Raw genomic sequence first — 19,867 nt, forward strand, 5'->3', positions numbered from 1 at the left:
GTCACAGCGTGGCAGACTTTCGGATCAAGAGGTAAGACCTCTTTCCACTAAGGAGGACACATGACAGACGCATCAGGGGAGCCCGGCTTCCTGGCGCACTACGACGGTGACGTCGTGGCAGTGGCAGTGCGGGACCTGGAGCCCGGCCTCGTCGAGGGCGGGTACCTGCGCGGCCCGGCCTCGGTGACCGTCGAGCTCCACGACCCCGTCCCGCTGGGGCACAAGCTTGCACTGGCCGACATGAAGGCCGGCGACGACGTCATCGAGTACGGGCTACGGATCGGTATCGCCACGGAGGACATCAGCCGCGGCTCGTACGTCCACATCCACAATGTAAGGAGCGCCCGGTGGCAGAACAGCGTGGCCTGAGCGGATACCGTCGCGAGGACGGATCGGTCGGCATCCGGAACTACACAGTCATCCTGCCCGTGGATGACCTCTCCAATGCAGCGGCGGAGGCGGTGGCCAAGGTGGTCCCGGGCACGCTGGCGTTGCCCCATGCCTATGGACGCCTCCAGTTCGGACCGGACCTGGACCTGACCTTCCGCACACTGATCGGAACCGGCTCGAACGCCAACGTTGCCTCCGTGGTCGTGATCGGCATCGAGCCGAACTGGACCCAGCTCATCGTGGAGGGGATCGCCAAGACCGGGAAGAAGGTCCAGGGCTTCTCCATCGAACGCAACGGGGACCTCAAGACGATCGAGAAGGCTTCCCGGGCGGCAGCGGCGTTCCTGCAGGAGGACTCTGAGAAGTACCGTGAGCCGGTTGAGCGCCGCGAGATCATGATGTCGATCAAGTGCGGCGAGTCCGACACGACCAGCGGCTTGGGGTCGTGCCCCACGACGGCCGAGGCCGTCGACCGATGGGTCGATGCCGGCGGGACCGTGCTCTTCGGGGAGACGACCGAGCTGACCGGCGGAGAGCATCTGATCGCGGAGCGGTGCGTGAACGACGCCGTACGCCAGCGGTTCCAGGCCATCTACGACAATTACATCGACGTCGTCGAGCGCACGGGGGCGAACCTGCTCGGCTCCCAGCCGACTCAGGGCAACATCCGGGGCGGCCTGTCCACGATCGAGGAGAAGGCGATGGGCAACATCGCCAAGACCGGAACCAAGCCCGTCGTCGGCGTGCTCGACTCGGCCGAGGCCCCGGGGGCCGGCCCCGGCCTGTACTTCATGGACACCTCGTCTGCGGCCGCCGAGTGCATCACGCTCATGGCCGCTGCCGGGGCCGTCGTGCACCTGTTCCCCACAGGGCAGGGCAACGTGATCGGCAACCCGATCGAACCGGTGGTCAAGATCACGGCAAACCCGCTCACGGCCGAGACCATGAGCGAGCACATGGACGTGGACTGCTCAGGACTGCTGCGGCGCGAGTACGACCTCAGCTCGGCCGGGGACCAGCTGATGGAGGTCATCGACCGCACCGTGAACGGGCGTCTGACGTGCAACGAGGTGCTCGGCCACCGGGAGTTCGTCATGACCAGGCTGTACCCGAGCGCCTGATCCCCGCGCCGGGGAGGGGCGGCCGCCCTTCCCCGGCGCACCCTGCAGAACACCCAGGAACGGAAAGACATGTCGCAAGAACTGACCAATCTGATCGATGGCGTCTGGCAGGACACCACTGAGCACGTCGACGTGCTCAACCCGGTGGACGGCTCCGTCGTCGGCCGGATCGGGTATGGCGGCCTCGAGCATGCCCAGGCCGCGGCCGACGCCGCCGCTGCCGCACTGCCTGCGTGGGGCGGCACCCCCGCCAGGGTCCGCGCCGACCTGCTCCACCGGGCCGCGGAGCTGATCTCGGCCAGGGCCGAGGAGATCGGCCTGCTGCTGGCCAGAGAGGCAGGGAAGCGGCTGCCCGAGGCGGTCGGGGAGGTCCGCTTCTCCGCCGAGTACTTCCGCTGGTTCGCGGAGGAAGTGCGACGCCCGCACGGCGCGGTGCACCCCCAGGAGGCACAGGAGCGCCGTCACCTCACCTTCCGCCGGCCCGCCGGAGTGGTCGCCAGCCTCACGCCCTGGAACTTCCCCTGCTCGATCCCGGCGCGCAAACTGGCCCCCGCCCTGGCCGCCGGCTGCACCGTCGTCGCCCGCGTCTCCGAGCAGGCGCCGCTCGCGGCAACAGAGCTTGTCCGATGCCTCACCGATGCGGGCATGCCGCCGGGGACGGTCAACCTGGTGCACGGCGCGCCCGCAGAGATCACCGGCGCGTTCCTGGACCACCCCGCGGTCCGGGTCGTGTCGTTCACCGGCTCCACCCCGGTCGGGCGGAAGATCATGTCCCAGGCAAGCAGTCGAGTCGTCCGGCCGCTCCTGGAGCTCGGGGGGAACGCGGCGTTCATCGTGTTCGACGACGCCGACCTCGACGCCGCGGTGACCGGCGCGATGCTGGCCAAGTTCCGCAACACCGGCCAGTCCTGCATCGGCGCCAACCGGTTCTTCGTCCACGCCTCCGTCCACGACGACTTCGTCGCCAGGTTCTCGGCCGCCGTGGACGCCATGAGCATCGGGGACGGGCTGGCCTCGCCGGTGCCCGACCTGGCCGCATGCATCGACCATCGGAGGGTCCGGGCGGTCAACGGGCTGGTCGAAGAGGCCCTCGACGCCGGCGCGAAGAAGGTCACCCGCGACTTCAGCCTGCCCGAGGGCGCGTTCTGCGCGCCCTCGATCCTGGTCGACGTCCCGGACCGTGTCGGCCTGGCCACAGAGGAAGTCTTCGGCCCGGCGGCGGGGATCTTCCGATTCGAGGACGAAGAGGAAGTCCTGCAGCGGGCCAACGCCACCGAGATGGGCCTCGCCGGCTACTTCTACACCCGCGACCAGGCAAGGATCTGGCGCGTCGGCGAGCAGCTCGACGTCGGGATCACCGGCATCAACAACGCCCTGCCCACTGTGGCGTTCGCCCCCATGGGCGGGACCAAGCAGTCGGGCCTGGGACGTGAGGGAGGGAGCCTGGGCCTCGAGGAATTCGAAGAGACCCGCTACCTCTCCATCGGGATCTGACTCCCCCACCCCGTGCCCCGCGCGGGACCCACAACCATCCTCACCCGCAAAGGAGCGGAGAGTCATGGCAGGACAAGCATTGATCATCAGGAGCGCGCGCGACGTCGTCGACGCGGTCAACTCGGGCGCTGTGCGCGGAGGCAACGAGGTGGCGATCGTCATCATCGCCCTCGGCGGCATCTTCATCGACGCCTACGACTTCACCTCGGTGGCCTTCGGGCTCAAGGACATCACCGCGACCTTCCACATCGACGCCTGGACCGAAGGCATCGTCGCATCCTCGATCATGATCGGCGCCCTTCTGGGAGCCGTCTCCGGCGGCTACCTGGTAGACCGGATCGGCCGCTACAAGATGTTCATGGCCGACATGCTCTTCTTCGTCGGCGCCGCCATAGGCTGCGCCCTGGCCTGGAACGCGGTGTCCCTGATCGTCTTCAGGTTCGCCATGGGCCTGGGAATCGGGCTCGACTTCCCCGTGGCGCTGGCCTTCGTCGCCGAATACACCGCCCGCAAGGGCAAGGGCGGCCGGGTCACGCTGTGGCAGCCCATGTGGTACGTCGCGACCGGCACGAGCTTCGCCGTCCTCCTGCCGCTCTACTTCCTGATCCCGCAGTCCGTCCAGAGCGAGCTCCTGTGGCGCTGCGCCGTGGGCTTCGGCGCCGTGCCAGCGCTGATCGTTCTTCTGGTCCGGCGGCGCTACATGGAGGAATCCGCCTCCTGGGCAGCGAACCAGGGTGATCTGGCAGGGGCGGTCGAGATCCTGAAAAAGTCCTACCGCGCCGACGTCCAGCTCGCCCCCGAATCAGAGCTGCAGTACCCGCCGAAGCTCGCCAAGTCGCCCCTGGCTGGCATCAAGGCCCTCTGGAGCCCCCGGTACCGGCGGCGGACCATCCTGGTCGGCATCGTCGGGGCCTGCCAGTCGATGCAGTACTACGCCGTCGGCTTCTTCCTGCCGTTCATCATCGGCACCTTCATGTCCATGAACCTCCTGGCGACGATCACGATGCCTCTGCTGTTCAACTTCCTCTTCGGGGTCACCGGCGGCTTCGCCGGGGTCATCCTCATCCGCAGATTCGGCTCCTGGATGCTGACCTTCATCGGGTTCCTCGTCTGCTTCGGCGTGCTGGTAGCACTCGGCCTGCTCGGACGCCCCACATCCTTCGGAGCAGGGATCATCATCGGCCTGCTCCTCGGCGTCTTCGTCTACTTCCACTCCGCCGGACCCGGCGCCCAAGGAATGACCATGGCCACCCTGAGCTACCCCACATCCCTGCGCGGTACCGGCGCCGGCTTCGGACAGGCCGTCCTGCGGGTGGGCTCGACCATCTCGCTGCTGTTCTTCCCCGTCCTGGTGCACCAGCTGGGAACCCGCGTCTTCCTGGTCGTCGCCCTCGCCCCCTCATCGGCCTCATCGCCCTGCTCAGCATCCGCTGGGAACCCACCCGGGCCGACGTCGACGCAGAGGACTACGAGACGGTGCCCCCGCAGAAGACCCGCCCAGCCACTGGAAACACGAAAACCACCGGAACAACGAAAGAGGCCACGCTGTGAAGATCAGCTGCATCGGCGCCGGAAACATGGGCGGCGCCGTCGCCCGCCGCATCGCGGCCAACTCCGACTTCGCCGTCACCGTCTACGACCCGTCCCCCGCAGCGGTCGAGAAGTGCGTGGAGGCCGGCGCCACCGGCTCCGACTCGCTCGAGGCAGCGGTGACGGGCGCCGACGTCGTCCTCACCAGCCTGCCGACCGTCCCGCTGGTCCTCGACACCATCCGCCAGATCCTGCCCAGGACCGACGAGGACACCGTCATCGTTGACATCTCCACGATCGACCCACAGTCGGCCCGCACTGTCCTGGACCTGTGCACCGAGTTCCGGAGACCCTTCGTGGCCTGCCCCCTGGGGAAGACGCCGGCCCACGCCGAGAACGGCCAGATCCCGCTCTTCGTCGGAGGCGCCCCCGACGCGGTGGCCACGATCGAACCGCTGCTGGACTGGATGGGCGAGAAGACCTACAACTTCGGCACCGTCGAGGCCGCGACCGCCTTCAAGCTCATCTCCAACTTCATCGGCATGGCCAACGTCGCGATCCTCGCCGAGGGGCTCGCCGTCGCGCTCAAGGCCGGAATCTCCCCGGATGCCTTCGCCGAGGCCCTGGCCGACACCGGGGCCCGCTCCTTCCAGTCCGACCTGCGGCTGCCATGGATGCTCGAGCAGGACTGGACCTCCCGGTTCGGGGTCGACCTCGCCGTCAAGGACGTCGGCCTCGCCGTGGCCTCCGCCCTGTCCTGGCGCATCCCCGTCCCGGTGGGCTCCGCCGCCCTCGCACAGCTGATCTCCGCCTCGACCCGCGGCTACGGACGCGAGGACGTGGTCTCCATGCTCAAGCTCATCCAGCCCGACGCCGAAGAGCAACGATGAGCACCGTCGTCGTCACCGAAGACGTCACCGGCCCCGCCTACGACAAGCTCGCCGCAGCCCGGAGCCTCCGCCGCGACGCGGAGGCGTGGAGCTCTCCCGAGCGGCTCCGAGAACTCCTCGCCCACGCCGAAGCCGTCATCGTCCGGAACCGCACCCAGGTCGACCAGGCGTTCCTGGAGGCCGCACCGTCCCTGAAGGTCGTGGCTCGGGCCGGGGTGGGCCTGGACAACATCGACCTGGACGCCGCCGACCGGGCAGGAGTAGTCGTCGTCGCCCCGCTCGGGGCGAACGCATCCAGCGTCGCAGAACACGCCCTCGCCATGGCCCTGGCACTGTCCAAGTCCCTCATCCCCTCCAGCACCTCCACCAAAGCCGGAGGCTGGGACCGTACCCCCACCCAGGAGCTCAAGGGCCGCACCTGGGGCCTGCTCTCAGCCGGAGCCACCGCCCGTGCGACAGCACGACTGGCCCGGTCACTCGGGATGGACGTCGTTGCCTACGACCCCTACATCGGCCCCGACCACCCCGAGGTCCTCGAGATCGGGCTCGAGCTCGCCCCCTCGACGATGTCCTCTCCCGGGCCGACGTGCTCAGCGTCCACCTGCCCCACACCCCGGCGACCGACCGGCTCCTGGACGCTCACCGGCTCGCCCTCCTCCCCCGCGGCGCCCTCCTGATCAGCGTGGGGCGAGGCGAAGTCGTCGACGAGTCCGCGCTGCTCGAAGCCCTCACCACCGGCCGGCTGGGGGGAGCCGGACTCGACGTGCGGGCGAAGGAGCCGCCCATCACAGGGGCCCTCGAAACGCTGCCGAACGTGATCCTGACCCCCCACGTGGCCGGGATCAGTGTGCAGGCACAGCAGCGGATCGGTGAGATCCTCTGCGACCAGATCAGCACCGTGCTCGACGGCGGACAGGCGACCTGCGCAGTGGGACGCCACGTAGTCCCCGTCCGGGAGACCGTGGCATGAAGATCAGGTACGCAGACGCCGTCGGACTCGCCACAGACCTGCTGCTCGCCGTCGGCTACGACAGGCCCAAGGCAGCAGCAGTCGCCCGGGCGCTCGGACTCGCAGAAGCATGGGGGCTGAGCTCGCACGGCCTGCTCAGGCTCCCCCTCTACCTCGACCGCACCCTCGCCGGAGGCTACGATCCCGACGCCGAGCTGACCACGGTCACGGACCTCGGCGCGCTCCTGGTCCTGGACGGGGCGACCAGCCTGGGCCACTGGCAGATGAGCCGCGCCGTAGAGCTCGGGACGCCGCGCGCGAAGCAGTTCGGCATCGCCGCCATCGCCATCGGCAACTCGGGCCATTGCGGCGCCCTCGGCGTCTACGCGGCCGACGCAGCCGAAGCAGGCCTCGTCTGCCTTGCATTCTCCTGCGGCCCGGCAGTGCTCCCCCCGTGGGGAGGGAACCAGCGCCTGCTCTCCACCTCTCCGATCGCCGCGGGATTCCCACTTACCCCACAGCCGGCGATCGTCGACCTCGCCCTGAGCACAGTGGCCCGCGGCAAGATCGCCGCCTACGCCAACCGCAAAGAATCCCTGCCCGAAGGGTGGGCACTCGATGCCGCAGGGCGGCCGACCACCGACCCCGAAGAAGCACTCCTCGGGATGCTCTCCCCCTTGGGAGGCGCCAAGGGCTTCGCACTCGCCTTCCTCGTGGAAGCCCTCACCGCAGGCCTCGTCGGCCCCAGCCTCTCCAAGGACATGCCGGACTTCTTCGACCAGAACAGTCTCGGCCGCCCACAGGGGATATCCCACCTGCTCCTCCTGATAGATCCGGCCACGACTGACGCAGGAGGCGACCCCGAGGCCGCCCTCCAACGCTTCGCCGCCCTCGCCGCGGCCACAGACGCTGCAGGAGGACGTGTCCCCGGAGCCCGCAGACTCGCCCCCAGCCGAATAGGCCCCCATCTGGTTGTCGACGTCCAAGACGAACTACTCGAAGGCCTCCGGGAACGCCAAAGGGCCACCGCCCCCACAGCCGACGGCCCCACAGCCACACCCTGAGCCGCTTCAGGACGCTTCACGACGTCTCGACTGAAGGTGCTACCGGCCAGAAATACCGGAACGGCCAAAGCAGCGGCGGGGACTGTCTGATTGACGGTGTGAATGGCGTGGCCTGGCCGAAAGGAAGGGCCATAACCGACACCATCGAGATGATCGATCACGTGACGGGAGAGATCATCGATGAGAGACCGCCGGTGAGCCGCTCCCTGGCAGAGCGAGCGCCTCACCGATCTGGGCATCGGGCATGCCCCTCGTCTCCGGCAGCCCGCCGGGGCTGGCCTGCTGCGGGACGTGCACTGACGCTCCCGCACCACCACCACGGAAAAGCAGCAATGGTGATGCAACTTTAGGTAACGTTGCTCCCGGTGGCACCTCCGCCACCCCATCACCACCCGGTCGGGGGCACCATTGGACCTCAGAAGTCGCCGCGAGCTCGCGCTGCAGATCACCGGCGTCAGCAGGCTCGTCCCCGCGCGGCCGCCCGCGGCGAAGGCCGACCCGCCGCCGGCCCCAAGGACGCCCCCGGTCTCCCCATCGCTGCTCACGGGGAATGTCATCGCCCTGCCGCGCCCTGAGCCGGCCCAGCCGCTTCACGAGACCATGCTCGAGATGCTGTACGAGGCGCGGCGGCGCGGCATGTCGCACACGCGGGACCCGCTCCCGGCCTGCGAGCTCATGCTGGAGATCCACGCTCCAGCCGGGGAGCTGCTGGGAATGCCCTGCGCAGCCTGCCACGAGCCGTGGCCCTGCAAGACCGTGCTGGGCATCCTCGGCGGTCTGGAGCCCGCCGTCTAGGCTCGACCCACGTCCAGCGGTGCTGCTGACATGGCGGCCTGTCGCCCCAAGGACGGGGTAAGCACATCGTCATGGCGGAGCTGCTCTCGCGGCGATGAGCTCCTATGCGGGTACCGCAAGGCGGTACGGTCCTCAGGCATGCGAATCTGGAGGCGTCGCCTTCAGGCCCCGCGGCGTCGGCAGCGACGGCTTGGTGAGGGAGTCGAGGAGCTGGAGCTTTTCGGCGGCGGGGCCGTCGGGGCTGGCGTGGTAGATGACGAGCATCTGGCCCGAAGGGCCGCTGACGGCGAGCTTCTCGCGGTGGAGACGCAGTTCGCCGAGCTGTGGATGCTCCAGTCGCATCTCGGCGCCCTCGCGCTCGCGGACCTCGTGGCGCGCCCACAGGGCCCGGAAGTGAGGGCTGGCCAGTGAGAGTTCGCCGACGAGTCCGATGAAGCGCTGGTCATGAGTGTCGGTGCCGACGGACTGCCGGAAGCCGGCCACCAGTCGCTCGGTCGCGCTCTCCCAGTCCGGATAAAGGTCCTTCTCCGCGGGGTCGAGGAAGACGTCCCTGAGCCGGTTGCGGCCGACGGCCAGGCGGGGCGAGAGCGCGGTGGCCAGTGAGTTGGCGGCGAGGACGTCGAAGTAGCGGCCCTCGACGAAGGCCGGCAGGGGAAGCGTGGCCACCAGCATGGCGACGCCCGCAGGGACCGATTCTCGGCGGGGCGCACGCCTCCGGCGACGTGGCCGCGGTTCACCGAGGCTGAGGAGGTAGGCCGTCGCGTCGTCGTCGAGCTGGAGGACGCCGGCGATGCCCTCCCCGTGGCGGCCGACGTCTCCGATCCGCTCGCGGTCGCGGCACTGTTCGAGGCAGCGGACCGGGCCTTCGGCGGCGTCGACGTCGTGGTGCACGCAGCCGCACGCATGAGGCTCTCTCCACTGGCCGATTTCAATCTCGAGGACCTCGACCGGATGCTGCGCATCAACGTGCTCGGGACCTGTATCGTCAACCAGCAGGCCGCCCGGCGCGTCCGGCCCGGCGGCGCGATCGTGAACCTCTCGTCCTCCGTCATAGGCCGGGTCCTGCCGGGCTACACCGGCTACGCAGCCAGCAAGGCGGCCGTCGAGGCGATGACCTTCATCCTCGCCCACGAGCTCCGCGGACGCGACGTCACCGTGAACGCCATCGCGCCCGGGCCGACGGCCACCGAGATGTTCCTCGACGGCAAGAGCCCCGAGCAGATCGAGTTCTTCGCCAAGGCCGCGCCCCTGGAACGTCTCGGCACCCCCGAGGACATCGCGAAGGCGGTCGCCTTCCTGGCCGGCCCAGATGGGCACTGGATCAACGGGCAGACGCTCCGGGCGAACGGCGGAGTGAACTGAACGGGCCCACGCCGCCAGACCATGGCGGCGTGGGCCCGAAGTGACCTCGCGTGCTGAGGCTTACCAGCCGCGCTCGGCGAGGCGGTGGGGCGCCGGGATGTCGTCGACGTTGATGCCGACCATGGCCTCGCCCAGGCCGCGGGAGACCTTGGCGATCATGTCCGGGTCGTCGAAGAAGGTCGTGGCCTTCACGACGGCGGCGGCGCGCTCGGCCGGGTTGCCGGACTTGAAGATGCCGGAGCCGACGAACACGCCGTCAGCACCCAGCTGCATCATCATCGCCGCGTCGGCCGGGGTGGCGATGCCGCCGGCCGTGAACAGCACGACCGGGAGCTTGCCGGTCTCGGCGATCTCCTTGACGAGCTCGAACGGGGCCTGCAGCTCCTTGGCCGCGACGTAGAGCTCGTCCTCGGGAAGGGAGGTGAGGCGCTTGATCTCGGCGCGGATCTTGCGCATGTGCGTGGTCGCGTTGGAGACGTCGCCGGTGCCGGCTTCGCCCTTGGAGCGGATCATGGCCGCGCCCTCGTTGATGCGGCGCAGGGCCTCGCCGAGGTTGGTCGCACCGCACACGAACGGGACGGTGAACTTCCACTTGTCGATGTGGTTCTCGTAGTCGGCCGGGGTCAGGACCTCGGACTCGTCGATGTAGTCCACGCCGAGGGACTGCAGGACCTGCGCCTCGACGAAGTGGCCGATGCGGGCCTTGGCCATGACCGGGATGGAGACGGCCTCGATGATCGAGCCGATCATGTCCGGGTCCGACATGCGGGACACGCCGCCCTGGGCACGGATGTCAGCAGGGACGCGCTCGAGCGCCATGACGGCCACGGCGCCGGCATCCTCGGCGATCTTCGCCTGCTCGACGTTGACGACGTCCATGATGACGCCGCCCTTGAGCATCTCGGCCATGCCACGCTTGACACGGTTGCTGCCGGTCGTGGGAGCCGAGGCGTTTGCTTCAGTAGACACGTGCTCGTCTTTCTTGTCGCGCGGAAAGCTTGGAAAACGTCTGTGGGGACACCTCAGTCTAGCCCCGGCGCGCCGCCTGCCGGTGCACTGCGAGCACCCGCTGGACCACTGTGACGGCGCTGGCCGCCGCGAGGAGCGCCAGGGTCCATGTCAGGAACGGCACGGGCAGGCCGAGGCCCGTCAGGCCGGCCACGACGAGGGTCGAGACGAGCCGCTCGGCGCGCTCGGCGATGCCGACGTTCGCGGCATAGCCGAGCGACTCGGCCTTGGCGCGGGCGTAGGAGACGATGTTGCCCAGGGCAAGGCAGGCCACAGCGAGGGCCCCGGTCGCAAAGCTCTCGCCGCCGCCGAAGAACCAGCAGGCGAGGCCGCCGAAGACCGCCGCGTCCTGGACCCGGTCCAGGGTCGAGTCGAGGAACCCGCCCCAGGTGCCCGCGCGCTGCGACAGTCGTGCCATGAGGCCGTCGATGACGTCGGAGAAGACGAAGGCGGTGATGACCACGACGCCCCAGAACAGCTGGCCCAGGGGGAAGAGGATGACCGCGCCGAGGGTGACGCCGAGGGTTCCGGCGAGCGTGACGGCGTCCGGGGAGACGTGCAGGCGCAGCAGCAGCCGCGCGAGCGGGGTGAAGACGCGGCCGAAGGCGTCGCGCGCGTGCCTATTGAGCACCCGCGGCCGTCCCCTCGCCCGGCCAGGCCTCCGCGAGCAGCCGGCGTGTCTCGTCGAGGGTCTGGGTGATCTGCTTGGTCTGGGCGATGATCGGCAGGAAGTTCGCGTCCCCGCCCCAGCGTGGGACCACGTGCTGGTGGAGGTGGGCGGCGATCCCGGCCCCGCCCGCGTCCCCCTGGTTGATGCCCAGGTTGAAGCCGTGCGGGCGGGACACCTCCCGGATCACGCGCATCGCCGTCTGCGCGATCTGCGCCATCTCCGCCGTCTCCTCCGCGGTGATGTCGGTGTAGTCGGCCACGTGCCGGTACGGGCAGACCAGGAGGTGGCCCGGGTTGTAGGGGAAGAGGTTGAGGATCGCGTAGCAGGTCCGCCCGCGGTGCACGATCAGGGACTCCTCGTCGCTGCGGCCCGGCGCCGCGCAGAACGGGCAGTCCTTGTCCGTGTACTGGTTCTGCCCGCCCTTGACGTAGGCCATGCGGTGCGGGGTCCACAGGCGCCCGAACGCGTCCGGCGTCCCGGGCAGTTCGAACGGATCCGTCACGGCGGCGTCGGACGCGGCCTCGCCGACGGCCGACTCCGCCTGCTGGCCCTGGGCTCCCCCGGACCCCGCCACGTCAGAGGGCCCTCGAGCGGACGGCCTCGACGATCCGCCGCACGGCCTCGTCGACGGGCACGCCGTTGTCCTGGCTGCCGTCGCGGAAGCGGAACGAGACGGCCCCGGCCTCGGCGTCGTCGCCGCCCGCGATGAGCACGAACGGCACCTTCTCCTTGCTCGCGGTGCGGATCTTCTTCGGGAATCGGTCGCTCGATGCGTCCACCTCCGCGCGGATCCCCTCCTTCTTCAGGCGGTCCACGACGTCGTACAGGTAGTCGTTGAACGCCTCCGCGACCGGGATGGCGACCACCTGGACGGGGGCGAGCCACGCCGGGAAGGCGCCCGCGTAGTGCTCGGTGAGCACGCCCAGGAAGCGCTCGATCGAGCCGAACTTCGCGGCGTGGATCATGACCGGCTCTTGGCGGGTCCCGTCGGCGGCCTGGTACTCGAGCCCGAAGCGCGCGGGCTGGTTGAAGTCGTACTGGACGGTGGACATCTGCCACGTCCGTCCGATCGCATCGCGGGCCTGGACCGAGATCTTCGGGCCGTAGTACGCGGCCCCGCCCGGATCCGGCACGAGCTCGAGCCCGGTCTCGAGGGCCACGCGCTCGAGGACGGCTGTGGCCTCTTCCCACTGCTCGTCGGTGCCGATGAACTTGTCCGACTCCGGGTCGCGGGTGGAGAGCTCGAGGTAGAAGTCGTCGAGGCCGAAGTCGCGCAGGAGGGAGAGGATGAAGGTCAGCAGGTGCTTGACCTCGCCCGGGGCCTGCTCCTTGGTCACATAGGAGTGCGAGTCGTCCTGGGCGAAGCCGCGGACGCGGGTGAGGCCGTGGACCACGCCCGACTTCTCGTACCGGTAGACGTGCCCGAACTCGAACAGCCGCATCGGCAGCTCGCGGTAGGACCGGCCGCGCGAGCGGTAGATGAGGTTGTGCATGGGGCAGTTCATGGCCTTGAGGCGGTAGTCCTGGCCCGGCTTGGTGATGTTGCCGTCCTCGTCGCGCTCCTCGTCGACGTGCAGCGGCGGGAACATGGTGTCCGCGTAGTACGGCAGGTGGCCCGAGGTGTGGAACAGGCCGTCCTTGGAGATGTGGGGGGTCCCGACGTACTGGAAGCCCTCCTCGATGTGCCGGCGGCGGACGTAGTCCTCCATCTCCCGCTTGATGATCCCGCCCTTCGGGTGGAACACGGGCAGGCCGGAGCCGAGCTCGTCGGGGAAGGAGAACAGGTCCAGCTCGGCGCCGAGCTTGCGGTGGTCGCGCCGCTCGGCCTCCGCGATGCGGTCCTGGTAGGCCTTGAGGGCCTCCTTGGTGGGCCACGCCGTGCCGTAGATGCGCTGGAGCTGGACGTTCTTCTCGCTCCCGAGCCAGTAGGCAGCCGCGGAGCGGGTCAGCGCGAAGGCGTTGGAGATGAGCTTGGTGTTGGGCAGGTGCGGACCACGGCACAGGTCGCACCAGATGACCTCGCCGCTCTTGCGGTCGATGTTGTCGTAGATCGTGATCTCGCCCGCGCCGACCTCGACGTTCGCGCCCTCCTTGGCCGCGGCGTCGTGCGCCTTCGAGTCCTGGTCCTTGACCCCGAGGAGGACGAGCTTGTAGGGCTCGTCGGCCATGGCGGCGCCGGCCTCGACCTCGGTGACGACGCGGCGGCGGAAGACCTGGTTCTGGTTGACGATCTTGAGCATCATCTTCTCGAGGGTGCGCAGGTCCTCGGGGGTGAAGGGCTCGGCGACGTCGAAGTCGAAGTAGAAGCCGTCCTTGATGTACGGGCCGATGCCGAGCTTGGCGCCCGGGCGGAGCTGCTGCACGGCCTGGGCCATCACGTGCGCCGTCGAGTGCCGCAGGACGTTGAGCCCGTCCTCGCTGGCGATGTCGACGCCCTCGACCACGGCGCCGTCGGGGACGGACTGGTCGAGGTCCTTGAGGACGCCGTCGACGCGCATCACGACGATCTCGCGGTGCCCGTCGAACAGCTCGGTCCCCGTGGTGCCCGCCGTCACGGTTCGCGGTTCGCCGTCAACGGTGATCGTCATCTGCTGGGCCTCTGGCACGGGTCTCTCCTCGTCATGTTCCGGCTTCATAGCTTGTGGCATACGGGGACCACAGCCAGCCAGCGTCAAGCCTATCGGATCGCGCCCTCCGTCCCGGGCGGCGACGGGGCCTCGTGGCCGCCCGGCGCCGTTGGCGATAATGGGCCCATGTGCGGCAGATACGTCATGGCCCGTCCCGTGGGCGACCTGGTGGCGGAGTTCGACGTCGACGAGACCTACATCGACGAGCTCGAGCCCTCCTACAACATCGCCCCGACGGACCCGGTGCCCCTCGTGCTGGACCGGCGCGAGAAGGACACCGGGGAGCTCTCCCGCAAGCTCGTCACCGCGCGGTGGGGTCTCGTGCCCCCGTGGGCAAAGGACACCAAGGGCGCCGCCCGGCTCATCAATGCGCGGCGCGAGACGGTCACGGAGAAGCCCTCCTTCCGCAAGGCGGCCGCGGCCAAGCGCGCGCTCGTCCCCGCGGACGGCTACTACGAGTGGGAGAAGAGGGAGAGCGCGGCGAAGCCGGGCAGCATCGAGAAGGTCCCCACCTACCTCCACGCGGACGACGACGGGCTGCTCGCCTTCGCCGCCCTGTTCGAGAACTGGCCGGACCCCACCCTGCCGCCCGACCATCCCGGGCGGTGGCTGCGCACGTGCACCATCCTGACCGGTCCGGCGACCGACGCGCTGGGCTACATCCACGACCGCACCCCGGTCATCGTCCCGCGCGAGATGTGGTCGGACTGGCTCGACCCGGAGACCACGGCCGAGGCGGACGTGAAGGCGCTCATCGACTCGATGCCCGAGCCCCACCTGGTTCCCCGGATCGTCGGGAGCCTGGTCAACAGCGTCCGCAACAACGGTCCGGAACTCATCGAAGCGGCCGGATGACGCCCCCGGACGGGGAATATCCCGCGTCCGCCCCGCGTTCCCTATGCTCGGATCCCCCAACCCCTAGGAGCACACCCATGGACACCTTCACCCCGGCCGCCGGCACGATCACGATGTTCTCGACGACCTGGTGCGGCTACTGCAACCGGCTCAAGAAGCAGCTGGACGCCCAGGGCATCGGCTACACCGAGGTGAACATCGAGGAGGTCGAGGGCACCGCCGAGCTCGTCGAGCAGCTCAACGGCGGCAACCGGACCGTCCCGACCGTGATGTTCCCGGACGGCAGCGCTGCGACCAACCCCTCGGCGGCGCAGGTGAAGGCCAAGCTCGGCCTCTGACGCGTGCGGGCGTCCGGCGGTCTGCGCCTCGGACCCGGTTTGCCCAGCCTCCCCCGGCCCCTCCTACGATGGCCCCACACCGTAGGACGAGTCAGGGGAGGTTTTTTCATGGCCAGCACAGCTCAGGAGTCCAGGATGCATGAGGTGAAGGGCGTCGTGGTGCGTTCGAAGGGTGCTCCGGCGACGGTGGAGACGATCCTGGTGCCGGATCCGGGGCCGGGGGAGGCGCTCGTGGACGTGCTCACGTGCGGGGTGTGCCACACCGACCTGCACTACAAGCAGGGCGGCATCGGGGAGGACTACCCGTACCTGCTCGGGCACGAGTCCACCGCCGTGGTCTCGGCGGTCGGCCCGGACGTGACCGACCTCAAGCCCGGGGACCGGGTCATCCTGAACTGGCGGGCCGTGTGCGGGCAGTGCCGGGCCTGCGCCAAGGGCCAGCCGCAGTACTGCTTCGCCACCCACAACGCGACCCAGAAGATGACCCTGGCCGACGGCACCCCCCTCTCCCCCGCCCTGGGCATCGGCTCCTTCGCCGAGAAGACCCTCGTCGCGGCCGGGCAGTGCACCAGGATCGACGAGGACGTCGACCCCGCCGCCGTGGGCCTGCTCGGCTGCGGCATCATGGCCGGCATCGGCGCCGCGATCAACACCGGGGAAGTGAAGCGGGGCGAGTCCGTGGCCGTGATCGGCTGCGGCGGGGTCGGGATCGCCGCGATCGCCGGGGCCAGGCTGGCCGGGGCGACGACGATCATCGCCGTCGACCTCGACCCGGCCAAGGTCGAGCTCGCCAAGACCCTGGGCGCCACCCACGGGATCGTCTCGCGCGAGACCGACCCGGTCGAGGCGATCCGGGACCTCACCGGCGGCCACGGCGCGGACGTGGTGATCGACGCCGTCGGCCGCCCCGAGACCTACCGGCAGGCCTTCTACGCCCGCGACCTCGCCGGCCGCGTGGTCCTCGTCGGCGTCCCCACCCCGGAGATGACCCTCGAGCTGCCCCTGCTGGACGTCTTCGGCCGCGGCGGGTCGCTGAAGTCCTCCTGGTACGGCGACTGCCTGCCCTCCCGGGACTTCCCGATGCTGGTCGAGCAGTTCAAGCTCGGCCGGCTGCCCCTGGACGCCTTCGTCACCGAGCGGATCGGCCTGGGCGAGGTCGAGGCCGCGTTCGAGAAGATGCACCGCGGCGAGGTCCTCCGCTCCGTGGTGGAACTCTGATGCCGGGCCAGGGCCGCGCCCGGATCGACCGCGTCACCACGTCCGGCACCTTCTCCCTCGACGGGGGGACCTGGGAGGTGGAGAACAACGTCTGGATCGTCGGCGACGACGCCGAGGCGATCGTCATCGACCCCGCGCACGACGCCGGCGCTGCCGCCGCCGCCGTCGCGGGCCGCACCGTGGCCGCGGTCCTGCTCACCCACGGCCACGACGACCACATCCGCCACGCCCGCGAGTTCGCCGACACGGTCGGCGCCCCCGTGCTCCTGCACCCGGCCGACCTCATGCTCTGGGACGCCGTCTACCCCGGCACCGTCCCGGACGCCGAGATCGCCGACGGGCAGGTCTTCACCGTCGCCGGGACCGAGCTGACCGCCCTGCACACCCCCGGCCACTCCCCCGGCTCGGTGTCCTTCCACGCCGAGGGGCTCGGGACGGTCTTCACCGGCGACACCCTCTTCGCCGGCGGCCCCGGAGCCACCGGCAGGTCCTACTCCGACTTCCCCACCATCATCGACTCCATCCGCACCCGCCTGCTGACGCTCCCACCCGAGACCGTGGTGGACACCGGCCACGGCGACCCCACCACCATCGGCACCGAGGCCCCCCACCTGCAGGAATGGATCGACCGCGGCCATTGACCGCGGACCCGCCCCGGGCGGCCTGCGCCTGGGGCGAGGATGTGTGTGCGTGCCCGCGCCCGCGGGTAAGGCGCGGGCATGCGCACCGCCCTGCTGATCATCGACATGCAGAACTCGTTCTTCGAGTTCCCCGAGCTCGCGGCACAGCGCGGGCGGCTGGTCGCCGCCTGCAACGAGCTCATCGCCGCCGCCCGCGGCTCGGGGCTGCCGGCGCTCGTGGTCCGCACCGAGCACGAGCGCGACCAGTCCACGTGGACCCTGGCGATGCTCGACGACGGGCAGGGCTTCGCGTTCCGCGGCACCGAGCAGGCGGAATCCCTGCCCGAGCTGGACATCGACGGGCTGCCCCAGCTCGTCAAGCGACGCGACAGCGCGTTCGTGGGCACCGACCTGCTCCAGCGCCTGAGGACGTGGGGCACCGAGCGCATCCTGCTCGCCGGGGTCTCCACGCACCTGTGCCTCGCCCAGACGGCCGCGGACGCCTACGCGCTGAACCTGCGGGTGGCCTTCGCCGCCGAGGCGATGGGCGCCGAGGACGCGGGCCAGGCGGACGCGATGCTCACGATCCTCCTCGAGCAGTACCGCCAGGAGCGGCTCGGCCGCGAGGATGCCCTCGCCGTGCTCGGCGGGGTGAGCGAGCCCACCGTCAGGTGAGGGCGCCCTGGTCCCTGTACATGGCCACGAGGGCGGTCTCGACGGCGTCGACGGTCACGCCCGGCACGAGGTCGTCCGCGGCGCCCGCGGTGGCGGGGTCGAAGGGCAGCGCGAGGGCGCGGTAGACATCGGTGAGCACAGCCCGCACGGGTGCGGCGTCGGCCACGACGAAGACCGAGGAGAACAGCCACGCCCCGGCGACCACCCGCTGGGCCGTGCCGACGAGCTTGAGGCGGCCGCCCGCCGTCGTGCTTCCCGGGCCGCCGCCCTGCCCTGGGAGGTCCGCGCCGGCGGGGACGCCGTGGACGCTGAACTCGCCCGGGCAGTACTCCCCCGGGATCTCGCCCACCCGGGCGTCGACGCCGAGGGTGCGCAGAACTCCCGCGTAGAGGTCGCCGAAGACCTCGAACCGGTGCCGGTGGCCCACCATGGCCTCCCGGGCCGGCTCGATGTGGTCCACGATCAGCGTCCCGGCGTGGTACGCCGCAGCGCGGCCGCCAGCGCGGCGGACCACGGGCTCGAAGCCGTGCTCGAGGGCCGCGGAGCGGGCCGCGTCGAAGCCGGGCAGGCGGGTGTCCCGCTGCCCGAACGCGAGGGTGCGCCGGGGGCGGTAGAGCCTGAGCGTCGCCCCGCGGGCGCGGCGCTTGACCTCATCGAGGAGCTCCGTGGCGCGCGCGAGCTCCGCAGCGGCGCCGCCCTCGTCGTCACCGGCCAGCCCAGTGCCGGAGACGATCTCGAGCGGCACGGAGGCGCCGCCGTTCCACGCGGCCACGGATCAGCTCCTGCGCAGCGTGAGGATCTGCTCGGCGCGGCCGAAGGGCCCGTCATCGTCGTGCAGCACCGAGGAGGTCAGGCCGATCCCGTCGGCGCCGAAGGAGACGTGGTTGTCGATGCCGAGCCACTCGCCCCGCGGCTCGCGGTACATGTGGATCTGGAGATCGACGTTCGGGAAGGCCCAGCTGCCGGGGCCCGGCGGGACCCGGGTCGCGATGCCGTTGGCCGTGTCAACGAGGCCGATGAGCCGGACCCAGTCCGGGCTCTGCGCGCCGCCGACGAGGGGGTGGGCGGTCCGGATCCACACCGTGCCGCTGCCCGAGCGGTGTCCCGGTGCCTGGTACATCTCGAGCGAGCGGATGTAGCCCCCGGGCCACTCGGTGGCCCCGTCCCAGCGCTCGCACTCCTCGCGCGGCGGAATCCGCGGGTCCTCGACCGCGGCGACCGCCGAGGTGTCCGCGGTGATGAGCCGCCATGCGGTGGCGCGGACGGCGGGACGGCCCTGGGCGCTGAGCTCGGCCTCGATCAGCTCGATCGTCCGCCCCGGGCGGACGGTGCGGGTGGTGACCTCGAACTCGCCGCCGTGGATGAGGCCGAGGATCTCATAGCCGATGCGGGCGATGCGCATCTCGGGCCGCGGCTCGTGCGCGGCCAGGGCGTGGGCCAGGATGCCGGAGGCGGGGGCCATGTGCTGCTCGTGGGCATTCCAGGCACCCTGCGCGTGGATGGTCGACCGGTAGCGGCCGCCGCCGAGGTCCTCGTAGTAGAAGTCGCCCACGGCGAGTTCGGGCAGCTCCTGCGCCCACGGGGCCGATGTCCCTGCCTGCTGCGTCACGTCTCGCTCCTCTCCTGGCCTGCTCCCCGTTGTGCGGCCCCGTCCACCTTATCGCCAGCGGGAGGCGGCACAGCACCGCCGTCGGGCGCGGAGCGGGCGCGTGCGCGGCGGAGGAGGACGAGCCGACCGGCGACGGCGGCCGCTGCCGCCGCACCCGCTGCCCAGAGCCACGGCGCCCCGGCCACGTGCTCGGCCCAGAGCTCCAGGGCGGCCAGGCCGACCGTCGCGTAGACGAAGGCCCAGAGGACCGACCCGGCCGCGGCGGCGGGCAGGTGGTAGCGCAGGTGCATGCGCCCGAGCCCGGCGGCCAGGTTGACGGCGGTCTGCAGCCCCACCGTCAAGAAGGTGAGGACGATCGCCATCGGGCCCCAGCGGTCGAGGATGCGCTGGGCGCGGGCGAGCCTGCGCGCGGGACCCGGGCGGCCCAGGCGGGCAGCGATGCGGCCGCTGCGCGCGGCTCCGGCCGCGATCCCCCGGCCGAGCCAGTAGGTCGCGGTGGTGCGGGCCAGGACGATCGCAAAGAGCACGGCCCACGCAACGCCGAAGGGCAGCGAGAGGATCTGGTCCACGTGCTCACCCCCGGGGCCGTGCGGATCTGGAGGAGGGGGCGGGGAACGAATGCCCTCCTGGTGTGAGCCTAGTCCAGCGCTGC

General features: G+C 70.4%; 22 protein-coding genes and 1 pseudogene. 15 read left to right on the forward strand and 8 right to left on the reverse strand.

Going from position 1 to position 19,867, the window contains the following annotated elements:
• Positions 1-60 precede the first annotated feature (60 nt).
• The 9 genes and pseudogenes from SA2016_RS10860 (at position 61) to SA2016_RS10895 (ending at position 8,233) form a co-directional block, all read left to right on the forward strand.
• Positions 61-369 (forward strand): UxaA family hydrolase, encoded by a 309-nt coding sequence (locus SA2016_RS10860; protein ID WP_066497978.1) that lies wholly within the window; start codon positions 61-63, stop codon positions 367-369.
• A complete protein-coding gene (locus SA2016_RS10865) occupies positions 348-1,511 on the forward strand; it encodes a UxaA family hydrolase (RefSeq protein ID WP_066497980.1) in 1,164 nt (387 codons plus the stop codon). Before SA2016_RS10860 ends, SA2016_RS10865 begins: the two co-directional genes overlap by 22 nt.
• A 69-nt stretch (positions 1,512-1,580) precedes the next feature.
• A complete protein-coding gene (locus SA2016_RS10870; protein WP_066497981.1) occupies positions 1,581-3,005 on the forward strand; it encodes an NAD-dependent succinate-semialdehyde dehydrogenase in 1,425 nt (474 codons plus the stop codon).
• A gap of 64 nt (positions 3,006-3,069) precedes the next feature.
• Positions 3,070-4,383: pseudogene (locus SA2016_RS22230) on the forward strand (MFS transporter); the annotation flags it as partial.
• A gap of 169 nt (positions 4,384-4,552) precedes the next feature.
• A complete protein-coding gene (locus SA2016_RS10875; RefSeq protein WP_218030634.1) occupies positions 4,553-5,425 on the forward strand; it encodes an NAD(P)-dependent oxidoreductase in 873 nt (290 codons plus the stop codon).
• Positions 5,422-6,102, forward strand: coding sequence for an NAD(P)-dependent oxidoreductase (locus SA2016_RS10880; protein ID WP_066497983.1), 681 nt, complete (start codon positions 5,422-5,424; stop codon positions 6,100-6,102). The genes SA2016_RS10875 and SA2016_RS10880 overlap by 4 nt, the downstream gene beginning before the upstream one ends.
• Positions 6,012-6,395, forward strand: coding sequence for an NAD(P)-dependent oxidoreductase (locus SA2016_RS21990; RefSeq protein WP_066497984.1), 384 nt, complete (start codon positions 6,012-6,014; stop codon positions 6,393-6,395). Before SA2016_RS10880 ends, SA2016_RS21990 begins: the two co-directional genes overlap by 91 nt.
• Positions 6,392-7,438 (forward strand): Ldh family oxidoreductase, encoded by a 1,047-nt coding sequence (locus SA2016_RS10890; protein ID WP_066497985.1) that lies wholly within the window; start codon positions 6,392-6,394, stop codon positions 7,436-7,438. Before SA2016_RS21990 ends, SA2016_RS10890 begins: the two co-directional genes overlap by 4 nt.
• 408 nt (positions 7,439-7,846) lie before the next feature.
• Positions 7,847-8,233, forward strand: a complete 387-nt coding sequence (locus SA2016_RS10895; RefSeq protein WP_066497987.1) for a hypothetical protein — start codon at positions 7,847-7,849, stop codon at positions 8,231-8,233.
• 132 nt (positions 8,234-8,365) lie between these two features.
• On the opposite strand, the gene SA2016_RS10900 is transcribed toward SA2016_RS10895, so the two are convergent.
• Positions 8,366-9,124: an MmyB family transcriptional regulator gene (locus tag SA2016_RS10900; protein WP_169803069.1), complete on the reverse strand. Its 759-nt coding sequence runs from the start codon at positions 9,122-9,124 to the stop codon at positions 8,366-8,368.
• On the opposite strand from SA2016_RS10900, the gene SA2016_RS10905 reads away from it, so the two are divergent.
• Positions 9,035-9,595: an SDR family oxidoreductase gene (locus SA2016_RS10905; protein ID WP_229710779.1), complete on the forward strand. Its 561-nt coding sequence runs from the start codon at positions 9,035-9,037 to the stop codon at positions 9,593-9,595. The two genes, SA2016_RS10900 and SA2016_RS10905, sit on opposite strands and share 90 nt — an antisense overlap.
• A 60-nt stretch (positions 9,596-9,655) precedes the next feature.
• Here the strand turns inward: SA2016_RS10905 and pdxS are convergent, their stop codons facing one another.
• The 4 genes from pdxS to thrS form a co-directional block, all read right to left on the reverse strand.
• Positions 9,656-10,564, reverse strand: coding sequence for a pyridoxal 5'-phosphate synthase lyase subunit PdxS (gene pdxS, locus SA2016_RS10910; RefSeq protein WP_066497992.1), 909 nt, complete (start codon positions 10,562-10,564; stop codon positions 9,656-9,658).
• A 58-nt stretch (positions 10,565-10,622) separates the two neighbouring features.
• Entirely contained in the window at positions 10,623-11,234 is a 612-nt protein-coding gene (pgsA, locus tag SA2016_RS10915; RefSeq protein ID WP_066497994.1) for a phosphatidylinositol phosphate synthase, read from the reverse strand.
• On the reverse strand, positions 11,224-11,775 hold the full coding sequence (locus tag SA2016_RS10920; protein WP_066502347.1) for an HIT family protein: 552 nt from the start codon (positions 11,773-11,775) through the stop codon (positions 11,224-11,226). Before SA2016_RS10920 ends, pgsA begins: the two co-directional genes overlap by 11 nt.
• 73 nt (positions 11,776-11,848) lie before the next feature.
• Entirely contained in the window at positions 11,849-13,861 is a 2,013-nt protein-coding gene (thrS, locus tag SA2016_RS10925) for a threonine--tRNA ligase (protein ID WP_371326661.1), read from the reverse strand.
• A 165-nt stretch (positions 13,862-14,026) separates the two neighbouring features.
• On the opposite strand from thrS, the gene SA2016_RS10930 reads away from it, so the two are divergent.
• The 5 genes from SA2016_RS10930 to SA2016_RS10950 all read left to right on the forward strand — a co-directional run bounded on the left by SA2016_RS10930 (position 14,027) and on the right by SA2016_RS10950 (position 17,606).
• Positions 14,027-14,755, forward strand: coding sequence for an SOS response-associated peptidase (locus SA2016_RS10930; protein WP_066497997.1), 729 nt, complete (start codon positions 14,027-14,029; stop codon positions 14,753-14,755).
• Positions 14,756-14,832: 77 nt separating this feature from the next.
• Positions 14,833-15,093, forward strand: a complete 261-nt coding sequence (locus SA2016_RS10935) for a mycoredoxin (RefSeq protein ID WP_066497999.1) — start codon at positions 14,833-14,835, stop codon at positions 15,091-15,093.
• A 135-nt stretch (positions 15,094-15,228) separates the two neighbouring features.
• Entirely contained in the window at positions 15,229-16,311 is a 1,083-nt protein-coding gene (locus SA2016_RS10940) for an S-(hydroxymethyl)mycothiol dehydrogenase (RefSeq protein ID WP_179948363.1), read from the forward strand.
• Positions 16,311-16,952 carry an MBL fold metallo-hydrolase gene (locus tag SA2016_RS10945; RefSeq protein WP_066498002.1) on the forward strand — a complete coding sequence of 214 codons (642 nt, stop codon included), beginning with the start codon at positions 16,311-16,313 and terminating at the stop codon, positions 16,950-16,952. Before SA2016_RS10940 ends, SA2016_RS10945 begins: the two co-directional genes overlap by 1 nt.
• 78 nt (positions 16,953-17,030) lie before the next feature.
• Positions 17,031-17,606 (forward strand): cysteine hydrolase family protein, encoded by a 576-nt coding sequence (locus tag SA2016_RS10950; protein ID WP_066498003.1) that lies wholly within the window; start codon positions 17,031-17,033, stop codon positions 17,604-17,606.
• On the opposite strand, the gene SA2016_RS10955 is transcribed toward SA2016_RS10950, so the two are convergent.
• From SA2016_RS10955 to SA2016_RS10965, 3 genes are read right to left on the reverse strand one after another with little or no spacing between them, the layout of a single operon-like run.
• Positions 17,599-18,351 (reverse strand): lipoate--protein ligase family protein, encoded by a 753-nt coding sequence (locus SA2016_RS10955; RefSeq protein ID WP_066502357.1) that lies wholly within the window; start codon positions 18,349-18,351, stop codon positions 17,599-17,601. The two genes, SA2016_RS10950 and SA2016_RS10955, sit on opposite strands and share 8 nt — an antisense overlap.
• A 30-nt stretch (positions 18,352-18,381) precedes the next feature.
• Positions 18,382-19,215: a thioesterase family protein gene (locus SA2016_RS10960; protein WP_066498004.1), complete on the reverse strand. Its 834-nt coding sequence runs from the start codon at positions 19,213-19,215 to the stop codon at positions 18,382-18,384.
• Complete coding sequence (locus tag SA2016_RS10965) at positions 19,212-19,784, reverse strand: DedA family protein (RefSeq protein WP_141305584.1); 573 nt, start codon at positions 19,782-19,784, stop codon at positions 19,212-19,214. The genes SA2016_RS10960 and SA2016_RS10965 overlap by 4 nt, the downstream gene beginning before the upstream one ends.
• Positions 19,785-19,867: the final 83 nt, after the last annotated feature.

Origin of the sequence: Sinomonas atrocyanea (assembly GCF_001577305.1) — a bacterium.
GTDB lineage: Bacteria > Actinomycetota > Actinomycetes > Actinomycetales > Micrococcaceae > Sinomonas > Sinomonas atrocyanea.